Below are 22,932 nucleotides of genomic sequence, written 5' to 3'. Positions count from 1 at the left end.
GTAATTTATGTGCCGGGCCGTTAAACCTTCCGGAATTTATTATTTTAGAGCTTTATACAACCAGCTGGACTCAGCTGACAATTAACCACACATGACCAAATTATTTGAACCCAGAAAAACAATTTTAGCGATGGCCGTAGCCAGCCTGCCATTCATGTTTGCGGTGGCACAGCAACCTGCCTATGTTGCGCAACCGCAGAACTATGGAGATGGTAACCTGAAGTACGTCGATCCCAGGATCGGTAATGTAGGGGCTATTCTTGAGCCTACAAGACCCACCATACAGTTGCCCAACCAGGTCATCCGGATGACGCCCCAGCGTGCCGATTATATGGACGATCAGATATCCAGTTTCCCCCTTACAGTAGTCTCGCACCGTAACGGGCAGGTATTTGCGGTAAAGCCTGCTAACAGCACATCAGACAGGAAAAGGATGACCTATGACCATGACCTGGAGATTAACCGGCCATGGTATTATTCGACTTATCTTATCGACAGTGACATCAAGGTACAGTTTACCCCAGGAAAGAAAGCCGGGATATTCCGCTTCGATTTTCCAAAGGGCAGCGGCAAGGCACTGATCTTTGATAAATATAACGGTGGCGATTTCCAGGTCTCACTGGCCTCTCCTAAGGAAGTTACCGGGATGGAAACCTGGGCTGATGTAAAGGTCTATCTTTACGGTACCTTCAGTCTGCCGGCTACCGCGGAGAAGGACGGCAACAGATTGCTGCTGAACTTTGCGGATCAGTCGGCACAAACCATAGAGTTCAGGTATGCCTTGTCGTTCATCAGTCCCGACCAGGCAAAGAAGAACTATGAACATGAACTTAAGTCCGTAACCTTCGAACAGCAGTCAAAACTGGGAGAGGCAGCATGGTCAAAAGTGATCAATCAGATCCAGGCTACCGGCGGTACCGGGGCACAGAAACGTTCCTTTTATACCGCACTTTACCGCTGCTACGAGCGGATGGTAGACATTACTGAAGACGGGCAATATTACAGCGGTTACGACAAGCAGATCCACAAGACCAACCGTCCCTTTTATGTAGACGACTGGGTTTGGGATACTTACCTGGCGCATCATCCGCTAAGGACCATCCTGAACCCCGACCAGGAAGCAGATATGCTGAATTCTTATGTGCTGATGTACCAGCAGAGTGGCTGGGTACCTACCTTCCCGCTCTTGTTTGGTGACAATCCGTGTATGAACGGTTTCCATTCCACCATTACCTTTCTTGACGGTTACCGTAAAGGCATCCGCAATTATGATGTGAACGTGGCTTATGAGGGCATGCGTAAAAATGCTACCCAGGCGACCATGCTGCCATGGAAGAACGGGCCTAAGACGGAACTGGAAGATTTTTACTATGAAAAGGGCTATTTCCCGGCTTTAAAACCGGGTGAGAAAGAGACCGTCAAAGAAGTGCATGGCTTCGAAAAACGTCAGGCCGTGGCCATTACCCTGGGGCACAGTTATGATGACTGGGCGCTGGGCCAGTTTGCACAGGAACTGAAGAAAAGCGACGATTATAGCCTGTTCAATGCCAGAAGCAATAATTATAAGAACCTTTGGGACAATAAGCAGCAGATGTTTCTTCCCAAGGACAAAGAAGGCAACTGGATCAATATCGACCCTAAATTTGACGGCGGTATGGGCGGCCGTGAATATTATGACGAAAACAATGGCTGGACTTATCTCTGGCAGGTACAGCATGACGTAAAGGGGCTTATCGGCCTGTTCGGTGGCGTGGATAAATTTGAAGGCAAGCTGGACCAGTTGTTCCGTGAACCTCTTGGCAGGAGCAAATATGAGCTTTGGGCAAAGTTCCCGGATTTTACGGGGATCGTAGGCCAGTATTCTATGGGCAATGAGCCCAGCTTCCACATCCCTTATCTGTATAACTACAGCAGTTCACCCTGGAAAACACAGAAGCGTATCCGTTTCCTGCTCGATACCTGGTTTAAAGACAATGTATTTGGTATTCCCGGTGATGAAGACGGCGGCGGTATGACTGCGTTTGTCGTATTTTCTTCCATGGGCTTCTACCCGCTGACACCAGGAACCCCGGTATATACCATTGGCAGCCCGATATTTGAGCAGGTAACCATTACCTTGCCCAATGGTAAGCAGTTCCAGGTCGTTGCCAATAAATGTTCCGCGCAGAACAAGTATATCCAAAGTGCGAAATTTAACGGAAAAGTACTGGATACTCCCTGGTTCACGCATCAGCAACTGGTGGAGGGCGGTAAGCTCGAACTGGAAATGGGGCCTCTTCCCAATAAGAAATGGGGGCTGAAGTAAGCCAGCTTAAAAGGCCCGTTAACGATACCAAAGTTAACGGGCCTTTTCCTGAAACCCAACCGGATATGTTATATTAGTCCTTTATATGAGGACCGGGGCATCAATACTCCTTTCGTTTCTTTCTCTGCTGCTTGTTGCCGGAGACTGCAGGGGCCAGTCTTACGGGCTTGGCTTTTATAGCCATGAGGTCGTGCAGGATCAGCGTACTGGCCTTGATCTGAGCCCTGAAGGCACACTTTGCTTTGAGAAAGACTTTGAACTCTCCTTTGACCTCACCTTGTTCAGGGGGCGTAAAGATTATTTTGGTTATGTGCTGCGCCTCATAGACGGCGGCGGTGAAAATATAGACCTGATCTATGACCGTAATGCGGCAGCCGGGAAGCATTTCAGCGTAGTGATCGGAGAACATTTTTCCGATATTCTGTTCGATATTCCGGAAAAGGACCTTTTTGAAAAGTGGAACAAGCTCAGGTTATCCTTCGACACCAGGAAAATGGTGTTGCGCCTGGAGAGCAGGGGCGAGGTCTATCAGACCAGGCTGGTGATGAATAAAAATCCATGTATGAAGATACTATTCGGGGCAAACGAATACCTGGGCTTTAAAACTACGGACGTACCCCCGATGAAACTGCGTAACATCACCATCCGGGAAGGGGGGAAGGCAAGGTATTTCTGGAAGCTCAGTGAAGATGCCGGCAATACTGCGCATGAAGAACTTTCGGGAAATGACGGTGCAGCCCTGAAGCCTTTATGGATAAAGAAACTGCATGACCAATGGCAGCCCTTGCTGGATACCAGGGTAAGCGGAGCGGCAACGGTGGCTTTCGATGGGAAAAAGGAACTGCTGTACATCGTTTCGGACGATTCACTGATCGTCTGCAATATAAGAAAGGGCCAGCAGCGGCGCATTCCATACACTACCGGGAAGTTAAGGCTGCTCCGCGGTTCCCAATCTGTCGTCGATGACGCGGGCAACCTGCTGACCTTCTATATCGACCGGCACCTGGTGAGCAGGTTTGATACAGTAACTTCGGGCTGGACTCAGAACTTTCCCCAGGCGAACATTACCGATTTCTGGTTATACAACAAGTTTTACCTGCCGGCAGATTCCTCGCTGTATACCCTGGGCGGCTACGGGCATTTCGTCTATAAAAACCAGTTTCACCGCTATCATTTTCCAACGGGCAGCTGGCAGGAGGTAAAGGTTACGGGAGACACGCTGACGCCCCGATACCTGGCTGCACTCGGACGGATTGGCAATGGCGCTTACATCCTGGGCGGCTACGGCAGTTCCAGCGGACAGCAGATGCTCAATCCCAGGAACCTTTACGATCTGCTGTATTTTGATGCCGGGACCAGGCGGCTCCGTAAGCGTTATGAACTGGACGTGGCGGGCGAAGATTTCGTGTTTGCCAATTCGATGGTGATCAACGAAAAGGCCAGGACTTATTATGCGCTGAAGTTTCCCAAAAATAAGTACCGTTCGAATTTACAGTTGATGGAAGGATCGCTGGATCGCCCGGAAATTAAGCTGTGCGGCAGTCCTGTGCCTTATCTGTTCCATGATGTACGTTCTTATGCAGACCTTTTCTTCTGCAGGGAAAGCAACCAGTTAATTGCGGTAACGCTTTACTGGGAAGACAACAACCTGACCACTGTAAAGGCCTATGCCTTGTCAGCGCCTCCGATACAGACTGAACTCAAGCGCGTTAATGGGCATAACATATCCGTACTGTACTGGTTGTCAGCTGCCGGGGCACTCGGTATTACAGCACTGCTGGTTTTTTCGTTTTGGCGGCGCAAAGGAAAGAAGGGAGATCAGCAGGAAGTTCCTACGCCAGCGGTACCGGAAGAGATCAAGGAGGAGCAGATTGGGGAAAAGCCGGCAAACAAAGTGTTTCTTTTTGGCGATATGCAGGTATTTGACCGCGAAGGAACGGAAATTACCCGTCAGTTTACTCCCCTGATCAGGGAATTGTTCCTGATCATTTTAATTTACAGTGTCCGCTGGGAGCGGGGGATCAGTTCGGAAAAGTTAAAGGAACTTTTATGGTTTGATAAATCAGAAGAAAGCGCCAGGAACAACAGGTCTGTAAGCATCGTCAAGCTGCGGAATATACTCGATAAGCTTGACGGATGTACCATTTCCAAGGAAACCGGATACTGGAAGCTCGACTTTGACAAGGACAGCACATGGGTAGACTATAAAGCATACGTATCTCTTGTCAGGGAAAAGAGCATACCGGACCTGGAGCGCATCAGGGGGCTTGCTGCGATCATCAGGCGAGGAGCCCTGCTGCCCGATGTAAACTATGGCTGGATGGATGTTTTCAAGGCGGAAGTATCCAATGAGGTCATCGATATGTGCATCAGTTTTTCGGCTTCCGTTGATGTGGAACAAGCTCCCGATACGCTGATCGAACTGGCCGGTTATATTTTTTGCTTCGATCCTGTCAATGAAGAGGCCATGCGCATGAAATGCAGGGCGCTGGCCTATCTGGGCAAACATACGCAGGCGAAGAATACCTATGCACTCTTTTGCCGGGAATACAGGACGTTATATGACGAGGACTTCGGGAAGAGTTTTGCAGAGGTACTGGGACATGGATAAATGTTAAATAATGCATTTAATTGCAATATTGATTTGCGATTAATCATTTTTTAATGTTTTTTTAAGCTTTAAAAATAATTTCACACTTATATCAATTTACACACAAATGAAAAGGACCTTAATTATTCCTGCAATGGCGTTTGCCATCGTTACCATTTGCGCTTCTCAGGGATTTGCCCAGACCAAAAAGCCGGCTGCTGCGGCAAAAAAGCCAGCTGCCGCGGCTTCCGCCGCTAAAGGCCCGTCTGCAGCAGAAATCGCTGAAGGCAAGGCGCTGATGGCCAAATCAGATTGCGCGGCCTGTCATAAACCAGACGGTAAACTGGTTGGCCCGGGCTTCAAACAGATCGCAAAGAAATATCCTTATAACGAAGAAAATAAAAACAGCCTGGCAAAAAAGGTTGTGGAAGGCGGATCTGGTGTATGGGGAGCAATCCCGATGTCCCCGCACCCGGCCCTGTCCGTAGATGATGCCAAAAAGATCGTTACTTACGTGCTGTCTGTAAAATAACCGGATATGAAAAGAATCTTAGCCTTATTCCTCCTTACCGGAGGAATATTGCTAGGCTCAACGGCCTATGCAAAGAATAAAAAGGTACTTGTCTTCTGCAGAACGGTGGAATTCCATCATGATGCGATCAAAGAAGGACTTGCCGCCATCCAGAAACTGGGGTCCGAAAACAAGATCGATGTCGACAGCACAGTGAATGCCGGAAAATTTACGGACGCGAACCTGAAGCAGTACGATGCGGTTATTTTCCTCAGTACGACAGGGGACGTGCTTAATGATGAGCAGCAGGCTGCTTTTGAAAGATACATCAGAAGCGGAAAAGGTTTTGTAGGGATTCACGCCGCAACAGATACGGAATATAACTGGCCCTGGTACGGTAACCTGGTGGGTGCTTATTTTGGTTCGCACCCGGCCCAGCAGGACGCAACGCTGAAGGTAACCGACCGGACACACCTCTCTACAAAACACCTTCCGGCAGAGTGGAAACGCAGGGATGAGTGGTACAATTTCAAATGGATGGCAAAGGACCTGAAGCCACTTGTATACATCGATGAGAAAAGTTATGATCCGGGAAAGGGAGCAATGGGCGACAGCCACCCAATGGCCTGGTATCATGAATATGACGGCGGCCGTGCATTTTACACTGAACTTGGTCATACCAAGGAGTCTTATGACGAGCCTCTGTATCTTCAGCATCTGCTTGGCGGTATCAAATACGCGCTTGGCCTGAAGAAATAGCCCGCACCACAGATTAACCACCTATAAACCATGATACGGACCAGACATTGGGTGCTGGGCATGCTCGGCGTGTCCACGCTTGCGTATACCTGTAAAGTAGCGCAGACGGCCCTTAAAAGAAATGAAGAAGGCAAGGTAATTGTCAATACCAGACCCTCTCCCGCTTTTCTCTCCCCTGAAGAAAGCATGAAGCAGATCTATCTGCAAAAAGGTTATCACCTTGAACTTGTGGCCAGTGAGCCCATGATCCATGAGCCTGTACAGATTGCCTGGGATGGCAACGGGCGTATGTTCGTTGCGGAAATGAATACCTATATGCAGGATGCCAACGGTACAGGTGAGATGAAGCCGGTATGTACGGTCAAGAGGCTGGAAGATACCAATGGTGACGGTAAAATGGACAAATCTGTGGTCTTCATCGATAAACTGGTATTACCGAGAATGATCCTGCCCCTTGACGACCGTTTACTGGTTGCTGAAACCTGGGACAACAGCATTTACAGCTACCGCGATACCAACAACGACGGAGTGGCAGATGAAAAGATACGTGTATTTACTAATGATTCGGAAAACAGGGCGAACCTGGAACACCAGCGGAGCGGCCTGGTATGGAACCTGGACAACAAGATTTATGTCACTGTTGAAAATGTGCGTTATCAATATGACAACGGTATGCTGAAAACGGAGTACCTGCACGAAGGCCCCGGCGGGCAATGGGGCTTGGCCAACGATAACTATGGCCGTCTTTATTTTTCCGCCGCCGGAGGAGAAGCGCCTGCGCTCGGGTTTCAGCAGAACCCATATTTTGGAAGACTGGATTTCGGCGACCAGTATAATGACGAGTTTCAGGCAGTATGGCCGGTTATTTCTACGCCCGATGTACAGGGCGGACCGGGACGTTTACGCCCTGACAGCACCCTGAACCATTTTACTGCCTGTACAGGGCAATCGATTTACCGGGGCAACTCCCTGCCTGCCGACCTTAACGGAGATTTGCTGATCTGTGAGCCGGTAGGGCGGCTGATCAGGCGTGCCAAGGTGATCAATACCAACGGAAAGATCACGCTCAGGAACGCCTATGACAAGGAAGAGTTTATCGCTTCCTCAGATATGAACTTCCGGCCGGTAAACAGTATTACCGGACCGGACGGAAGTCTTTACATCGTGGATATGTACCGTGGTATTATCCAGGAAAGTGAATGGACGAAACCGGGGAGCTATCTCCGTCCTAAGATCATCGAAAGAGGCCTCGAAAAAAATATTGGCAGAGGCCGTATCTACAGAGTGGTTTATGACGGCTTAAAAAGAGACAAGACCAAACCTGCCATGCTCAGCCAGCCCAGCAGACAACTGGTACAGTACCTGTCGCATCCGAATGCCTGGTGGCGGGAGACTGCCCAGAAACTCATTGTGATCCGGGCTGATCAATCGGTGGTACCCGAACTGGTGACGATGGCCACCGGTGCCAGGGAACCCCTGGGGCGTATCCATGCCCTCTGGACCCTTGACGGGCTAAAGTCACTGGACAGACCGGTATTGCTGACGGCATTAAAAGACCAGGATGCGGAAGTGCGCCGGACAGCGGTCTGGATTGCAGAGGGAGCGGTGCGAAAAGGAGATGCAGCGCTGGTCAATGCCCTGGAACCCTTAAAGAATGATCCGAGCGCAGATGTCCGCTTCCAGCTGGCTCTTACCCTCAGGTTCAGTCCTTCAGAGAAAGCCCGGGCCATTGTTAACGAGCTGGTACAACATCATCCCGATGACCTTGCCCTTGTTGAATCACAGAAACGTTTCCAGGTAGATATGGACCGGAGAAAGGCCAGGGAAGAGGAAAGCAGGAGACTTGCAGAAGCGGACCGGAAATTAATCACAGATGGCGCCGTCAGCTTTAAGCAGCTATGTGCAACCTGCCACGGCGCCGATGGAAAAGGAGTAAATATCGGTGGTGCTATGCCTGCACCCGCGCTGGCAGGAGCAAAGGATGTCACCGGAGACCCCGAAAAGCTGATTAAAATTTTGCTGCACGGGCTCACCGGCCCTGTAAACGGCAAAAACTATACAGACGCGATGCCTGCGATGGGCGCCAATACCGATGAATATATTGCGGCTGTACTGAGTTATATCCGGAATGATCTGGGTAACAAAGCTTCCGTGATCAAACCTGAGGAGGTTAAAAAGATCCGCGAGCGAACCAGGGGACGTAATCAACCCTGGACGATGAAGGAATTAGATGCAAAACCATAATTTTGTCACCAACCAAAACCAAATATATGCATAACATTCAAACCAACAAGTTATTCTGGGCGAGTTGCCTGGCATTGCTAGTTACTTCCCTTTCCTTTGGGATCCGTGCCGGGATGATGGGACAATTAGGAATTGACTTTCACCTCAACGCCACCCAACTGGGCACAATCACTGCTACCGCCTTCTGGGGTTTTCCTCTCGCTGTGGTTATCGGGGGCTTTATTGTCGACATCATTGGCATGAAGCGCCTGCTGGTCATTGCATTTTTGTTCCACCTGCTGGGCATTGTGCTTACCATTTTTGCACAGGGATACTGGACATTGTTTTTCTCTACCCTGCTTATCGGTATCGCCAACGGCACGGTAGAAGCGGCCTGTAACCCACTGGTGGCAACGCTTTATCCGGATGAAAAAACTACCAGGCTCAACTATTTCCACTTGTGGTTCCCCGGCGGAATCGTGATCGGGACCTTGCTGGTCACCTTATTTGTCAGCCTGAACCTTGGCTGGCAGCTGCAGGTAGCGACGATGCTCATCCCGACACTCATCTATGGCTACCTGTTTTCAAAGCTTGATTTTCCGGTTACTGAAAGGGTTTCCTCAGGGTACTCCAGTGCCGATATGTATAAGGCTGTAGCCTCCCCGCTGTTCATCTTTATGTTCATCTGCATGTTCATGACCGCCATAACCGAGTTATTTACCGGTCAGTGGATCGGTATGTTACTGAAGAACGTTACCGATAATGCGCTGCTGCTGCTGACGCTGACTACCGGGATCATGGTTATCGGCAGGGCCTTTGCAAAACCAATTGTGAAAAAACTGGCTCCCCAGGGTGTGCTTTTGTTTTCGGCCATATTCGCTGCGGCAGGTCTTTACATGCTGAGTACATTTACAGGAAGTTCGGTATTCTTTGCCGCAGTTGTCTTTGGCATCGGCGTATGTTATTTCTGGCCAACCATGATCGGCTTTGTGGCAGAAAATATTCCGCAATCCGGTGCGCTGGGCATCAATCTGCTGGGTGGAGCGGGAATGTTTGCGGTTTCTGTCTATACCATATTCATGGGAAGTTTTTATGACGGGCTCATCGTGAAACATCTTCCGGCAGGTGCCGATCTGAATACCTATGTGGCCGCGCTGGAAGGTACTCCCGAAGCTGCAGCCTTAGGTACGGCAAAGAACCTTGCAGGTCCCGAAGTCCTGCAGGTGACCCTGATACTGCCCATTATCCTTATTGTCGCCTTTGCAGGCCTCGTAGTTTACATGAGGTCGAGAAAACCGGGAGGAGTTGCCCCGGTACAGGTAGCTTAAGGATCAGCTGATTTTTCAGTTCTAAAAAGCCATTAATGTAGATATTTCTATATTTAGTGGCTTTTTAATTTAACCAAAATACAAAATGAACCAAATTTTTAAGAACCGTATCATGGCCGTTGCACTGCTTTTCTCCTCTTTCTTTTCTGCCCAGGCACAAGACTGGCCGAATCTTAAGAAATACCAGGAGGAGAACGCAAAACTGGGTGCCCCGGCTGCCGGAGAAAAACGTATCGTTTTTATGGGAAACTCGATCACCGAATTCTGGAAGGCCAACAGGCCGGAGTTTTTTTCCGGCAGGCCTTACATTAACAGGGGGATCAGCGGACAGACCACACCCCAGATGCTGGTACGTTTCCACCAGGATGTAGTCGCCCTCAGGCCGAAGGTCGTGGTCCTGCTTTGCGGGATCAATGATATTGCCGGCAATACCGGTCCCTCCACACTCGAAATGATCGAAAACAATATCCAGTCCATGGCAGAAATCGCCAGGGCCAATAAGATCAGCGTGGTACTTTCCTCCGTATTGCCTGCTTATGATTTTCCATGGAAGCCAGGGCTGGAGCCTGCAGGCAAGGTGATCGAACTGAACAAGTGGATCAGGTCCTATGCGGAGGCGCATAAACTGGAATACGTCGATTATTTCAGCGCAATGAAAGATGAGCGCAACGGCCTGCCCAAGCACCTCGCCGATGACGGCATCCATCCCAACAAGGCCGGCTATGCGATCATGGAACCGCTGGTAGAAAAAGCGATAGCAAAGGCTATTCGTAAATAAAGTCTCCGTAGGGCGACTTAACCGTTACCTGTTTCTTATCAGAAGCTTCAACTTTGCCGATAATCTGCGCGTCAATGTTGAAGCTTTTTGATATCCGGATGATCTCTTCTGCGATCTCCCCGGGTACATAAAGTTCCATGCGGTGACCCATATTGAATACCTTGTACATTTCCTTCCAGTCCGTGCCGGATTGTTCCTGTATCAGGCTAAACAGGGGCGGTACCGGGAAAAGATTGTCTTTGATCACATGTATACCTTCGTTCAGGAAATGCAATACTTTCGTCTGTGCCCCGCCGCTGCAATGCACAATTCCGCCGATCCGGCTCCTGTACAATTCGAGTACCTTGCTGATCACCGGGGCATAGGTACGGGTAGGAGAGAGTACCAGTTTTCCCGCCGTTACTGTCTTTCCGTCACCGATTTCTATAAGGTCAGTCAGTTTCTTTCCCCCAGAGAAAACCAGGTCATAAGGCACCGCAGGATCATAGCTCTCCGGATATTTCTCGGCAACACTCTTGCCGAACACATCGTGACGCGCGGAAGTAAGCCCGTTAGAGCCCATGCCACCGTTATATTCCGTTTCATAGGTAGCTTGCCCAGAGGAAGCAAGACCAACGATCACGTTGCCCGGGCTGATCTTATGGTTGCTGATGACCTTGCTGCGCTGCATACGGCAGGTCACCGTTGAATCGACAATAATGGTACGTACCAGGTCGCCTACGTCTGCGGTTTCGCCCCCTGTGGAATAGATAGAAATTCCCTGTTCCCGAAGTTCAGCAAGTATTTCCTCTGTCCCGTTGATAATGGCTGCGATCACTTCGCCGGGAATCAGGTTCTTGTTGCGTCCTATGGTGGATGATAACAGGATGTTCTCCGTTGCACCTACACAGATCAGGTCATCAATGTTCATGATGATCGCATCCTGGGCAATACCTTTCCATACCGAAATATCTCCGGTTTCCTTCCAGTAGGCATAAGCCAGTGAAGACTTGGTACCGGCACCGTCTGCATGCATGATGTTGCAGAAATCCGGGTCACCGGTCAGTATATCGGGGATGATCTTACAGAAAGCCTGCGGAAACAAACCCTTGTCAATGTTCTTAATGGCCTCGTGGACATCTTCCTTAGATGCGGAAACACCGCGTTGATTGTACCTGTTGTCACTCATGTTGCGGCAAAGATAACAAAAAAAATACCCCCTGTCACCGGGACAGGGGGTATCAACAAAATGAATCGCTCAAATGTGGCTTATTTCATGAACAGCAGTTCCCTGAACTTAGGCAACGGCCATACACTGTCGTCAACGATCTGCTCCAGCTTGTCGGCGTGGTAACGGATCTCGTCGAAGTAAGATTTTACTTTTTCATCATATCCGATCGCCTTCTCGCGGGTATCTTCAATGGTGTTTACCTTCTTACGCTGCTCCAGCATGGCATCAGTGCTGTTTTTCACGATAGCCAGGTGCTGAGACAGTTTGTTGATGATAGAAACCGGTGTAGACAAAGCTGCATCGTCCAGGCCAAGTTCCTTCAAGCCCTTTGCATTTTCGATCAGTGAATTCTGGTAAGCAACGGTAGCAGGGATGATCATGCTGTTGGCTACCTCACCGATTACCCTGGCCTCGATCTGAAGTTTCTTATAATAGTTCTCCAGCAGGATGTCATGACGGGCATGCAGTTCGCGCTTGCTGTAGATGTTCAGACGGGTAAGGAGATCTGTAGATTTTTCAGATACGTAAGCATCCAGTGCCTTAGGTGTAGTCTTGATGTTGGACAGTCCGCGTTTTTCAGCCTCATCCGCCCATTCCTGGCTGTAGCCGTTTCCTTCAAAGCGGATGTCTTTAGACTCTTTAATGTATTTCTTGATCACGGTCAGCAGCGCGATATCTTTCTTCTCGCCTTTTTTGATCAGTTTGTCAACTTCGGCCTTAAATTTCACCAGTTGATCCGCAACGATCGCGTTGAGGATGGTCATTGGCGCGGCGGAGTTTGCTGATGAACCTACGGCCCTCAGCTCAAATTTGTTTCCGGTGAAGGCGAAAGGAGAGGTACGGTTACGGTCGGTATTGTCCAGCAGGATCTGAGGGATCTTAGGAATACCCAGCCAAAGCGCGTTGTCTTCCTTGATCTTTTTGCTGATCCTTGAATGCTCGATTTCATCCAGAACCTCGTTCAGCTGCTGGCCGAGGAAGATAGAGATGATCGCGGGAGGAGCCTCGTTGGCGCCCAGACGGTGGTCGTTGCTTACCGAAGCAATGGAAGCCCTCAGCAGGTCTGAATGTTCGTGTACCGCTTTGATGGTGTTCACAAAGAAGGTCAGGAACATCAGGTTGTTCTTAGGAGTCTTGCCCGGAGCAAGCAGGTTTTTGCCTGTGTCAGTGATCATTGACCAGTTGTTGTGCTTGCCTGATCCGTTGATGCCGGCATAAGGTTTCTCATGCAGCAACACTTTGAAGTTGTGCCTTAGCGCTACCTTCTCCATCAGGTCCATCAACAGCTGGTTGTGGTCGATGGCCAGGTTGATCTCCTCATAGATAGGGGCGCATTCGAACTGTGAAGGCGCTACTTCGTTGTGGCGGGTTTTCAGAGGGATACCCAGTTTCAGGGCTTCATTCTCGAAATCTACCATGAAGGTAAATACGCGCTCAGGAATAGAACCGAAATAGTGGTCTTCCAGTTGCTGTCCTTTTGCTGACATGTGGCCGAACAGCGTACGGCCGGTCAGCGCCAGGTCAGGGCGTGCATTGTACATGGAAAGGTCAACCAGGAAATATTCCTGCTCGATACCCAGGGAAGCATTTACCTTGGTAATGCTCTTATCAAAATACTGGCAAACGTCTACGGCAGCCTTGTCCATAGCGGCAAGGGCCTTCAGCAAAGGCGCCTTGTAGTCAAGTGCCTCACCAGTGTAAGATACAAATACAGTTGGGATACAAAGCGTCTTACCGGCTTTGCTCTCCATAATGAAAGCAGGGGATGACGGGTCCCATGCAGTATAACCGCGGGCCTCGAAAGTATTGCGGATACCGCCGTTCGGGAAGCTGGATGCGTCAGGTTCCTGCTGAACCAAAGCGCTTCCTGCAAACTTCTCGATAGGGCCTTCACTGCTAGGCTCAAAGAACGAATCGTGCTTTTCAGCAGTAGTACCGGTAAGCGGCTGGAACCAGTGGGTGTAGTGGGTAGCCCCTTTGCCCATTGCCCAGCTTTTCATTGCGGCGGCAATCTGGTTGGCATCAGTTAAATTGATCAGTTCACCCTGATCAATAGCCGATACTAGTTTCTCATAAACTTCTTTTGACAGAAAATCTTTCATCTTTTTCTTGTCAAAAACGTTAACGCCGAAAAACTCGGAAATCTTTGCAGCAGGTGCCTTCACTTCCGGAGAAATTCTCGATTGCGCTTCTTTTAGTGCGATTGTTCTTAAGCTTTTCATTTATTTGTTCAAAAATTTAGCCAAAAATAGAGTATTTTTTAATTATTTCCTCCTGATTTGATGTAAAAATACTAAGTGAAGTTAAAAATTCAAGTTTTTTATGAAGTTTTTTGCTGTCTTTGTTCCGATTTGCACCGAAAAGGACATTTCAATGATTTTTGCAATTCCGCGCTATTTTGCCATATTTGCTAAAACCTTTTAATATTACAACCTTCTATAAACTAATATGAGCAATACTTCAGAAAACAAGGGTTATACCATCCCCTTTGTCAGTCTCACCACTTTATTCTTCATGTGGGGTTTTCTAACCTGTATGAACGATGTACTTATCCCACATCTGAAAGAGCTGTTCCAGCTCAGCTACCTGCAGTCTATGCTGGTACAGTTTGCGTTTTTCGGCGCTTATTTCATCGGTTCGCTGCTCTACTTTGTGATCTCTTACTTCAAAGGGGATCCCATTAACAAGATCGGCTACAAAAACGGCATGCTGCTCGGACTGATCGTTGCGTCTGTCGGCTGTTTCCTGTTTTTCCCTGCAGCCAGGTATTCCGTATACGGACTTTTCCTGAGCGCACTGTTCATTATGGGTCTGGGTTTTACCTTGCTGCAGATCGCTGCCAACCCTTATGTATCCCTTCTGGGTAAACCGGAAGGCGCTTCCAGCCGTCTGAACCTTGCCCAGGCTTTCAACTCACTGGGCACCACCATTGCGCCGATCATCGGCGGATACCTGATCTTTGAATTTTTTGCAGTCAACGGCGAGATCACTGCCGCTGCTACGGAAGTACCTTATATTATATTTACCGGTATCTTTTTGCTGCTGGCCTTTTTGCTCTGGCGGATCAAGCTTCCGGATTTCCGTTCCGAAGAGTCTGCCGAGCGTGGTCTGGGTGCATTGCAGTTTCCACAGCTTAAGCTGGGCATCCTGGCCATTTTCTTTTATGTAGGCGGAGAAGTATGTATCGGCAGTTTTATCATCAACTTCCTGGCGCTTCCGGAAATTATGGGCCTGCCAGAGGCGGTCAGCAAAAATTACCTTGCCCTTTACTGGGGTGGTGCCATGATCGGACGTTTCCTCGGGTCTATTTCCCTGAACCAGGAGCTGCCGGGTGGCAGGAAAGCGTTACTGATGGTCGTGACTGCCATTGCAGTATTCCTGCTGATCTTTTTCATCGTTGACCTGAACTTTGCGCAGATCTCTACCTTCCTGATCTTTATCGGTATCAACCTGCTTGGCTTCTTTATCGGTAAGGCAGCACCTGCACGTACCCTGTCCATCTTCGCACTGATCTCGGCAGGCCTCGTGCTGTTTACCATTTTCTCCACGGGTTCTACTTCCATGTGGACTATCCTGGGCATCGGTTTGTTCAATTCCATCATGTGGTCTAATATCTTTACCTTGTCGATCCATGGCCTGGGTAAATACACCAGCCAGGGCTCTTCGCTGTTGGTTATGGCCATACTTGGCGGCGCATTGCTGCCGCTTGTACAAGGTGCGCTTGCCGATAGTTTCGGTATCCAGCATTCCTTCTTTGTACCTGTACTGTGCTACCTGTACATTGCTTTCTTTGGCTTTTATTGCTCAGCCAAGCTTGGTAATGTAAAGGCAGAGCAAGTTAGCGGCGGGCACTGATCGCCGCGCGATGACAGACATCTATAAGTTCTTGTATATACAAGTTGTTTTGTTTACATTTGGTTTATTGTGCCCCCCGGCATGATGAACCAAATGTAACCAGAACCATGTCCATTAAACCTATGCTTCTTTTACTGGCCTGCACGTTGCTCAGTGCGCCGGTATTTGCCCAGTCTCCCGGAACCAGGGTTTCCAATTTAAATGATGTAGACCCGTCCATCGGCGGGGTGGGGCTGATCCTGGAACCTACCAGGCCAACGGTACAGCTTCCCAACCAGATGGTCCGTGTCTATCCGGTACGCAAAGATGCCCTCGATGACCAGGTGGCCTATTTTCCGCTGACGGTAGCCGCTCACCGTGTCTTCTCGCTGTTCAGCTTTCTGCCGGTCAGTGGTGATCCTTCAGGATTGTGGGACAGAAAGGAGGTCTACGACCATGAGGTGCTGACCCCTTATTATTACCGGTCTGAACTCGGCGACAATGGGACCATTACTGAATTCTCACCTGGTGCAAAGTCAGGAGTCTTTAAAATCAGCTTTAAGGGAAGCGGGCCACACTATCTCCGGCTGGGCATATTGAATGAGGGGGGCGAGATCAATACGGATGGCAGCAGCATTAGCGGAACTGAGGTATTCCGTGGCATGAAAGCCTTTTTTTATGCCGAACTCAGTGCAGCGCAACAGGGCGCAGTTTACCGTGAGGGCGCCGGTAAAAGGCAGGTGCTGGTCAAAGTACCTGAACAGGTCAGCATGCGTTATGCCATTTCTTATATATCTGTAGAACAGGCAAAGGCCAATCTGGGCAGGGAAATTCCGGGCGGTGATTTTAACGCGGTGAAAAACAAGGCATACCACGAATGGAATAAAGTGATGTCCCAGATCAATGTGGAGGGTGGGACACCTGCGCAGAGGCGCGTTTTTTATACGGCCTTGTACCGGTGTTACGAACGGATGGTAGATATCAGTGAATACGGGCAATACTATAGCGGCTTTGATCACCAGGTACATAAAAGCGACAAGCCGTTTTATGTAGACAACTGGATATGGGACAATTACATTGCCCTGGAGCCGCTCCACACCATACTTAATCCAAAAAAAGAGGCCGACAAGATCAATTCCTATGTAGATATGTATAAACAGGGGGGCTGGATGCCCTCATTTGCGCTGGTATTTGGCGACTGGCCGGCCATGACCGGTAACCATGCCGCCACCTGGATACTGGACGCTTATCTTAAGGGCATCCCCATCGCCGATAAGGAAGCGGCTTATGCAGGCCTGCGGAAAAATTCACTGGAGGGAACATTGCTTCCCTGGAACAATGGCCCCGCTACGGTGCTGGATTCTTTCTACAATGCGCATGGCTATATGCCAGGCTTACCCTATGGAGAAGCAGAGACGGTTCCACAGGTAGAGAACGTATGGGAAAAACGCCAGGCCGTTTCGGTTACGCTGGAAAACAGCTACAGCGACTGGGCCATCGGGCAATTGGGCAAGTGGTTCCGGAAACCGGTGGAAGAGCAGCGACTTTTCCTGAACCGGGCGTACCATTACAAAAATGTCTACCGTGCAGACAAAGGCTTTATGTGGGCAAAAGACAAGCAGGGCAACTGGATAGACAACATGGACCCCAAAGCGGCGGGGCGGGAATTTTTTACCGAAAACAATGCCTATACCTATAACTGGGTAGTTAAGCACGATCTTCAGGGGCTCATCAGGCTGATGGGCGGGAGGCAGGCTGCCGAGGCCAAACTTGACCAGTTATTCCGCGAAGACCTGGGTACGGCTAAATTCCATTTCTGGAAGACCCAGCCAGATGCATCCGGACTGGTAGGACAGTTTGTAATGGGAAACGAGCCGAGCTTTCACATTCCCTATATCTATAACTATACCGGCTCGCCCTGGAAAGCACAGAAGCGCATCCGTATGCTGCTCGATACCTGGTATACCGATAATTATTTTGGCATCCCCGGTGACGAAGACGGCGGGGGCATGTCGGCTTTCGTAGTTTTTTCGATGATGGGCTTTTTCCCCGTAACACCGGGGCTCCCCATGTACAATATCGGCAGTCCCGTATTCACGAAAGTGCGCATAAACCTGCCTGATGGAAAAGTATTTAGCATCAACGCACCGAAGAACAGTGCAGGGAACCTGTATATCCAGGGGGCTATGCTGAATGGAAAACCGCTGAACAAAGCCTGGTTCAGACATAAAGAACTGCAAAACGGCGGTACACTGAACCTGGTGATGGGGCCAAGGCCGAATAAGGAATGGGGCGCCAGTCCGGCAGACCAGCCCCCAAGTGGTGTCATGAGCCCGCTGGTCAATGAGCAATGGATGTTAAACGAGACCAGACCATAAACCATTCAGCTTATGGAATTCGGGTATTGATGGCATCATATGATCAATCAACACCTGAATACTATGCTAAACACAACCACAGACCTGTACAAGAGAGCGTGGCTCAATCTTGTATTCAAAGACAGAAACAAAGCTTATGGAGCCTATGCGCTCAGGCTGCAGTCGGCAGGCAATACCCTGCGGGCCTTGTTCATCGCCGCACCCCTTTTTGTGTTGGTGTTCGCGGCGCCGATGATCCGGAAATGGATTCGCGGGGACGAACAGGTAGTGTCTCTTGCCTCACCGGAAAGGGAGATCATTGTGGAAATGGCGCCCCGTGTGGAGCAGCAGAAGACAGAACCTACGAAAGCGGAAGAGAAAAAGCCCGAGGTTCCCGATCCTGCACCTGTGAAAAAGAAAATAAAGACGGTAGCGCTTCCTTCCAGCCCGAAAGTGGTCAGCACACCGGTCGAGACCGAACCCCCTACATTGGCGCAACTGGAAAATGCTGCGGTGGGTCCGGTGACCCAGGATGGTGAGGCCACAAACCTGGTATCTGTGCCTGCCGAAGGTACAGGAAACGGCAGCCTGGGCTCCGGTACTGGTGCGGGGCAAAGCGGGAACGGCAGCGGAGAGGAGATCATGGAAATGAGCGGCAACATCCAGGCCTTCCCCGAGTTTGAAGGCGGGCAGAAAGGCTGGGCAAGGTATCTGCAGAGAAACCTGCGCTATCCTTCCGAGGCACAGGAAATTAACCTGCAGGGAAAGGTGTTTGTCAGTTTTGTCGTGGAACGGGATGGCTCGGTTTCCAATGTTCAGATAGAACGGGGCATTCACAAGTCATTGGATGAGGAGGCCATAAGGGTGATCCTGAGGTCGCCGAAATGGAAGCCAGGTGTCCAGAACGGCAGGAATGTACGCGTACGTTTCCACATGCCCATTTCCTTCTCTATTTCAATTTGAGACGGCTTCAGGCAATAGATAACCAGCAGCGGCAGTCCGGTAAAAAATTACTTGGATTGCCGCATTACTTTGGTATCTTTAGCCATAAGAAACCGGCAAACCATGGAACCTAAGCAAAGCAGTATCCGCCCGGCCCTGCGCCTGGCCTTCCGGATTTTTCTGCTGGTCATCTGCCCCGTTTCCTTACTGGCCCAGAGGCAGGCAGACAAGGTGATCCAGACGAGTATCTACAAGTCTTATTTTTCCTATGAAGTAAAGAACCCTTTATACGTTACCTATACGCTGAAGAAAGGTGGCGGGGACTGTAACCGTTCGTCCTTCAGTTTCCGCAAGTGCGGCGAGGAAACGGCAGATGACAGTGATTATGCCGGTACGGGTTATGATAAGGGCCATCTCGCCAATGCTGAAGATTTTGCGTATGACTGTACGCTCGACAAGGAGACCTTCTGTTATTACAACTGCTTTCCCCAAACTGTCCGGCTCAACCGCGGAATCTGGAAGAAATGGGAAACCAGGTTAAGGGAAATGTCCCAGGCCAGGGCCATATTTATCATTGCCGGCGGCATCTACGGCAGTAAAAAGCTGAAACCCGGCAGCCAGGTGGGTGTTCCCGACTATTGCTATAAAATTGTTGTCGACCCGCCTACGCATGAAATACTCTATTGCCTGCTTTTTCCCAACGATGACAGCGGACAGGTGCAAAGCCTTACCCTCGCCGGACTCAAGGCGAAGCTCCCTTATCCGCTGGTGCCCTGACAAAATTCTTTTCAAAAATTGCGACAGAAGCTGTTTTTTAACTAGCTTTAGCTAAACGAGTTGCTTCCCTATGGCAGAATATAGTACCTGTAACGAACCTGAACTGATGAAGCGTTTTGTAAGCGGCGACGATCATGCCTTCCGGGAAATTTACCAGCGCTACGACAAACCGCTTTATCTGTATGCCTACCATAAACTGGGCAATAAGGAAGACTCCAGGGATGTCGTGCAGGACGTTTTTGCCTGGATGCTCAACAACAGGGCAGAAATGGATCTTAAGGTGACACTTTCCGGCTACCTCTACCGTTCGGTGCTCAACCGCATTTACAATATCTTTAAACACAGGAAGGTGCTGGAAAAATATACTGAACTTTCAGTTGAAGGCAATCCTGTTGAAGAGGAGCAGACAGATTACCGCATCCGGGAAAAGGAGATCAGGGCCATGATCGAAAGCACCATCGCGGAAATGCCGCCGAAGATGCGTGAGGTATACGAGTTGAAAAGCAAACAGTACATGACCGCAAAGGAGATCGCTGCCTATACCGGCACTAGTGAAGGAACGGTCAATACGCAGTTGAAGCGGGCCATGAGGCACCTCAGGCTCAGGTTGGGCCTCGTATTTTTCATCGCCATGCTTTTTCCTTAATTTTTTTTAATGCCTTGTACCCAATCGGGGCCGGCAGATTGTCTTTATCTGTAGTAAGGCAAACCCCGATACTATGAATGGTCAACAAGACAAAAACGAGCGAGCGCAAAAATACAAGCTGCATTTCTTCCGGCAACGGGATTTGCCGGAGCTTAGCGCTTCCGAACTGGAGGCAGAGACCGGTCAGATTTACAGGCAACTGATGCAGGGACGTCATTCCCGGAAATCAGTAAGTTACCGGTTATGGTATCCTGCTGCTGCGGCAGCCTTATTGCTCGTAGCGGGGGTATTTTTCTGGCAGCGTCAGCCAAAAATGGCCGGTACGCAAACTGCTGTATTAAAAAATGCGAATTACGATACCGATATCCAGCCCGGAAAGAGTGCCGCTGTCCTTACGCTGGCCAGTGGAAAGAAAATTGACCTCGGGCTGTCCCGGAACGGAAGGATCGCGGATGAGCCCGGAGCCCTGGTCAGCAAAACTGCCGATGGTACCGTTATCTATTCAGCAAGTACAAAATGGTCGGGTTCCGGTACGGTCAATACACTGTCTACGGTCAGGGGGCAGCAATACCGGGTAGTCTTACCGGATGGTTCGAAGGTATGGCTCAATTCCGCTTCATCCATCACTTATCCTACCAGCTTCTCAGGGATGCAAAACCGTGCTGTAAAACTAATCGGGGAAGCTTATTTTGAAGTAGCCAAAGACCGTTCCAGGCCTTTTATCGTTAAAACAAGTAAACAGGAGGTCGAAGTATTGGGCACCCATTTTAACGTAAACTCCTACAACGATGAAAACGCTGTCCGCACTACCTTGCTTGAGGGCTCAGTTAAGGTAACAAACGAAAAAGGGCAAAGCATACTCAAGCCCGGTCATCAAGCTGCGGTAAGCGGAGGTGCCCCGGTCATCAGTAAGGTTAATGCCAGCGAATCCGTGGCCTGGAAGAATGGCGATTTCATATTTGATAACGAACGCTTTGACAGCATACTGCGCCAACTGTCCCGCTGGTATAATGTGGATATCAAGGGTGCGGGAATGGATAAGGACATCAGGTTCAGCGGTACTATTTCCCGGTCCAAACCGATATCTACGGTATTGCGGGCGCTGGAACTGACAGGCCAGGTCAGGTTTCAGCTGGAAGGACACACCTTAACTGTTGAATAGACATGAAAAACCTAGTGCTGATCTTTCTCTGCCTGTTCGCCTCCGCCTTCGGCGCCGGTGCCCAGAAAATTACGCTCAGGCAGCAGCAGGCGGCACTGCAGTCCGTATTTCAGGAGATCAGAAGACAGTCAGGATATGATTTTCTCTATAACGAACAGACCATGAAGTACGTCAAGCCGGTCAATATCAATGTTAAGAATGCCAGTATAGAACAGGCACTTGATTCGGCCCTTTCCGGTTCTTCGCTGAAGTATGCCATCTTCGACAAACTGGTTACCGTTGTCCGTAAAGATACCCTCAGGCCTGCAGCGGTCAGCTACACTTTGCAGGGCACCGTAAAAGACCGTATGGGCAACCCGCTACCTGGCGCTTCAGTCTACATCAGCAATTACAAACTGGGTGCTTCAGCTGATAATTCAGGACGATATATGGTCAGCGGGCTCTCTTCAGGCAGTTACGTCGTACTGGCGCAGATGATGGGATACCAGCCCGCCAGCCAGGGGATCGTGGTCAACAATAAGCCGCTGCATCTGGACATTGTCATGGACGAGTCCGTGAAGGAACTAAGTGAAGTCGTGGTCAGACCAGACATCCACCGGGCCGAACGCCTCAGGACCTTTCGCGAAAGCTTTCTGGGGACCTCGGAAAATGCCCGTAAATGTAAAATCATCAACCCAGATGTGATCCGCTTCGATTACGATATTTCCAGGCATGTCCTCATGGCTACAGCCGATGATTTCCTGGTCATCGAAAACAATGCGCTCGGTTACCGGGTCTATTACCTGCTGGAATATTTTGAACACAACGAAGAAACCAGCTATGTCCATTTTTACGGCTACCCGTATTTCGAAGAAATGGAAAAAGACGAAACCAGACGCAGGCGCTACCAGAAGAAACGCAGGCTGGCTTACGCTGGCTCGCCACAGCATTTCTTCAGCACATTGTACAGAAATACCAGCAAAATCGAAGGTTTCCTTGTCAATAAAATGATCAAGGCACCCAACCCGGAACGGCCTTCAGATGAATTTATCGATAAAAGGATCAAATTGTTTTCCGAAAATCTCCGGAAGGGAATAAAAGTCAGAAGGGCAAAGGACTCACTGAAATACTGGCTCGGCAAGAAACAGCTGCCCGATACGGTAGAGCTTCTGGTCCGCCGCGAAGTGTCGCTGGATTCGCTGGTGAGCCAGAGATCTGACCACCAGAAGATGATGCGGTTCAGCGATGCACTATACATAGTCTATCAGAATGAAAAGGAAACTGCCGACTTTATGCGGCATCCGGAATATCGGATCAAGCGGCCCGGAGATCTGGGCAGAAGCCAGGTTTCATTAGCCTACCAGCTGGGCAAGTCGGTTGGTTTTTATGAAAACGGGGGGCTGAATGATCCTGGTGCCTTACTTTACGAGGGGATATGGGCCTACAAGATGGTAGGAGATATGCTTCCGCTAGACTATAGTTTACCAGACGACTGATCCAAAAAATGAAATAAACAACTCACCGATTTTTT

General features: G+C 49.6%; 16 protein-coding genes. 14 read left to right on the top strand and 2 right to left on the bottom strand.

What is annotated here, in order from left to right; all coding sequences use genetic code 11:
- The first annotated feature begins 91 nt into the window (after positions 1–91).
- The 7 genes from P2W84_RS12840 (at position 92) to P2W84_RS12810 (ending at position 10,494) form a co-directional block, all read left to right on the top strand.
- Complete coding sequence (locus P2W84_RS12840; RefSeq protein ID WP_276090546.1) at positions 92–2,305, top strand: GH92 family glycosyl hydrolase; 2,214 nt, start codon at positions 92–94, stop codon at positions 2,303–2,305.
- An 85-nt stretch (positions 2,306–2,390) separates the two neighbouring features.
- A complete protein-coding gene (locus tag P2W84_RS12835; protein WP_276090545.1) occupies positions 2,391–4,916 on the top strand; it encodes a galactose oxidase in 2,526 nt (841 codons plus the stop codon).
- A 106-nt stretch (positions 4,917–5,022) separates the two neighbouring features.
- The gene (locus P2W84_RS12830; RefSeq protein WP_276090544.1) at positions 5,023–5,427 is read left to right on the top strand and encodes a c-type cytochrome; all 405 of its coding nucleotides are present in this window, start codon (positions 5,023–5,025) and stop codon (positions 5,425–5,427) included.
- 6 nt (positions 5,428–5,433) lie between these two features.
- Positions 5,434–6,165 carry a ThuA domain-containing protein gene (locus tag P2W84_RS12825; protein ID WP_276090543.1) on the top strand — a complete coding sequence of 244 codons (732 nt, stop codon included), beginning with the start codon at positions 5,434–5,436 and terminating at the stop codon, positions 6,163–6,165.
- Positions 6,166–6,195: 30 nt separating this feature from the next.
- Positions 6,196–8,409 carry a PVC-type heme-binding CxxCH protein gene (locus P2W84_RS12820; RefSeq protein ID WP_276090542.1) on the top strand — a complete coding sequence of 738 codons (2,214 nt, stop codon included), beginning with the start codon at positions 6,196–6,198 and terminating at the stop codon, positions 8,407–8,409.
- A gap of 26 nt (positions 8,410–8,435) precedes the next feature.
- Positions 8,436–9,716 carry an MFS transporter gene (locus P2W84_RS12815; protein WP_276090541.1) on the top strand — a complete coding sequence of 427 codons (1,281 nt, stop codon included), beginning with the start codon at positions 8,436–8,438 and terminating at the stop codon, positions 9,714–9,716.
- A gap of 85 nt (positions 9,717–9,801) precedes the next feature.
- Positions 9,802–10,494: an SGNH/GDSL hydrolase family protein gene (locus tag P2W84_RS12810; RefSeq protein WP_276090540.1), complete on the top strand. Its 693-nt coding sequence runs from the start codon at positions 9,802–9,804 to the stop codon at positions 10,492–10,494.
- Here P2W84_RS12810 and P2W84_RS12805 read toward each other — a convergent pair.
- Entirely contained in the window at positions 10,481–11,662 is a 1,182-nt protein-coding gene (locus P2W84_RS12805) for an AIR synthase related protein (protein WP_276090539.1), read from the bottom strand. The two genes, P2W84_RS12810 and P2W84_RS12805, sit on opposite strands and share 14 nt — an antisense overlap.
- An 80-nt stretch (positions 11,663–11,742) precedes the next feature.
- The gene (locus P2W84_RS12800) at positions 11,743–13,926 is read right to left on the bottom strand and encodes a glutamine synthetase III (RefSeq protein ID WP_276090538.1); all 2,184 of its coding nucleotides are present in this window, start codon (positions 13,924–13,926) and stop codon (positions 11,743–11,745) included.
- A gap of 226 nt (positions 13,927–14,152) precedes the next feature.
- Between P2W84_RS12800 and P2W84_RS12795 the strand changes: the two genes are divergently transcribed.
- The 7 genes from P2W84_RS12795 to P2W84_RS12765 all read left to right on the top strand — a co-directional run bounded on the left by P2W84_RS12795 (position 14,153) and on the right by P2W84_RS12765 (position 22,897).
- Positions 14,153–15,559 (top strand): sugar MFS transporter, encoded by a 1,407-nt coding sequence (locus P2W84_RS12795; protein ID WP_276090537.1) that lies wholly within the window; start codon positions 14,153–14,155, stop codon positions 15,557–15,559.
- Positions 15,560–15,666: 107 nt separating this feature from the next.
- Entirely contained in the window at positions 15,667–17,916 is a 2,250-nt protein-coding gene (locus P2W84_RS12790; protein WP_276090536.1) for a GH92 family glycosyl hydrolase, read from the top strand.
- A 63-nt stretch (positions 17,917–17,979) separates the two neighbouring features.
- Positions 17,980–18,858, top strand: coding sequence for an energy transducer TonB (locus P2W84_RS12785; protein ID WP_276090535.1), 879 nt, complete (start codon positions 17,980–17,982; stop codon positions 18,856–18,858).
- 102 nt (positions 18,859–18,960) lie between these two features.
- Positions 18,961–19,614 carry a DNA/RNA non-specific endonuclease gene (locus tag P2W84_RS12780; protein ID WP_276090534.1) on the top strand — a complete coding sequence of 218 codons (654 nt, stop codon included), beginning with the start codon at positions 18,961–18,963 and terminating at the stop codon, positions 19,612–19,614.
- Between the two features lie 70 nt (positions 19,615–19,684).
- On the top strand, positions 19,685–20,260 hold the full coding sequence (locus P2W84_RS12775; RefSeq protein WP_276090533.1) for an RNA polymerase sigma-70 factor: 576 nt from the start codon (positions 19,685–19,687) through the stop codon (positions 20,258–20,260).
- Positions 20,261–20,333: 73 nt separating this feature from the next.
- The gene (locus tag P2W84_RS12770; RefSeq protein ID WP_276090532.1) at positions 20,334–21,422 is read left to right on the top strand and encodes a FecR domain-containing protein; all 1,089 of its coding nucleotides are present in this window, start codon (positions 20,334–20,336) and stop codon (positions 21,420–21,422) included.
- A gap of 2 nt (positions 21,423–21,424) precedes the next feature.
- Positions 21,425–22,897, top strand: coding sequence for a carboxypeptidase-like regulatory domain-containing protein (locus P2W84_RS12765; protein WP_276090531.1), 1,473 nt, complete (start codon positions 21,425–21,427; stop codon positions 22,895–22,897).
- Positions 22,898–22,932 lie beyond the last annotated feature (35 nt).

Origin of the sequence: Pedobacter sp. JY14-1 (assembly GCF_029269825.1) — a bacterium.
GTDB lineage: Bacteria > Bacteroidota > Bacteroidia > Sphingobacteriales > Sphingobacteriaceae > Pedobacter.
The sequence above is the reverse complement of the archived record's forward strand: the minus strand, read 5'-3'. Positions and strand labels throughout refer to the sequence as shown.

Excerpts from the sequence above, each read along its gene's own strand:
- P2W84_RS12840 (WP_276090546.1), top strand. The coding sequence starts at position 92 with ATGACCAAATTATTTGAACCCAGAAAAACAATTTTAGCGATGGCCGTA.
- P2W84_RS12835 (WP_276090545.1), top strand. The coding sequence starts at position 2,391 with ATGAGGACCGGGGCATCAATACTCCTTTCGTTTCTTTCTCTGCTGCTT.
- P2W84_RS12830 (WP_276090544.1), top strand. The coding sequence starts at position 5,023 with ATGAAAAGGACCTTAATTATTCCTGCAATGGCGTTTGCCATCGTTACC.
- P2W84_RS12825 (WP_276090543.1), top strand. The coding sequence starts at position 5,434 with ATGAAAAGAATCTTAGCCTTATTCCTCCTTACCGGAGGAATATTGCTA.
- P2W84_RS12820 (WP_276090542.1), top strand. The coding sequence starts at position 6,196 with ATGATACGGACCAGACATTGGGTGCTGGGCATGCTCGGCGTGTCCACG.
- P2W84_RS12815 (WP_276090541.1), top strand. The coding sequence starts at position 8,436 with ATGCATAACATTCAAACCAACAAGTTATTCTGGGCGAGTTGCCTGGCA.
- P2W84_RS12810 (WP_276090540.1), top strand. The coding sequence starts at position 9,802 with ATGAACCAAATTTTTAAGAACCGTATCATGGCCGTTGCACTGCTTTTC.
- P2W84_RS12805 (WP_276090539.1), bottom strand. The coding sequence starts at position 11,662 with ATGAGTGACAACAGGTACAATCAACGCGGTGTTTCCGCATCTAAGGAA.
- P2W84_RS12800 (WP_276090538.1), bottom strand. The coding sequence starts at position 13,926 with ATGAAAAGCTTAAGAACAATCGCACTAAAAGAAGCGCAATCGAGAATT.
- P2W84_RS12795 (WP_276090537.1), top strand. The coding sequence starts at position 14,153 with ATGAGCAATACTTCAGAAAACAAGGGTTATACCATCCCCTTTGTCAGT.
- P2W84_RS12790 (WP_276090536.1), top strand. The coding sequence starts at position 15,667 with ATGTCCATTAAACCTATGCTTCTTTTACTGGCCTGCACGTTGCTCAGT.
- P2W84_RS12785 (WP_276090535.1), top strand. The coding sequence starts at position 17,980 with ATGCTAAACACAACCACAGACCTGTACAAGAGAGCGTGGCTCAATCTT.
- P2W84_RS12780 (WP_276090534.1), top strand. The coding sequence starts at position 18,961 with ATGGAACCTAAGCAAAGCAGTATCCGCCCGGCCCTGCGCCTGGCCTTC.
- P2W84_RS12775 (WP_276090533.1), top strand. The coding sequence starts at position 19,685 with ATGGCAGAATATAGTACCTGTAACGAACCTGAACTGATGAAGCGTTTT.
- P2W84_RS12770 (WP_276090532.1), top strand. The coding sequence starts at position 20,334 with ATGAATGGTCAACAAGACAAAAACGAGCGAGCGCAAAAATACAAGCTG.
- P2W84_RS12765 (WP_276090531.1), top strand. The coding sequence starts at position 21,425 with ATGAAAAACCTAGTGCTGATCTTTCTCTGCCTGTTCGCCTCCGCCTTC.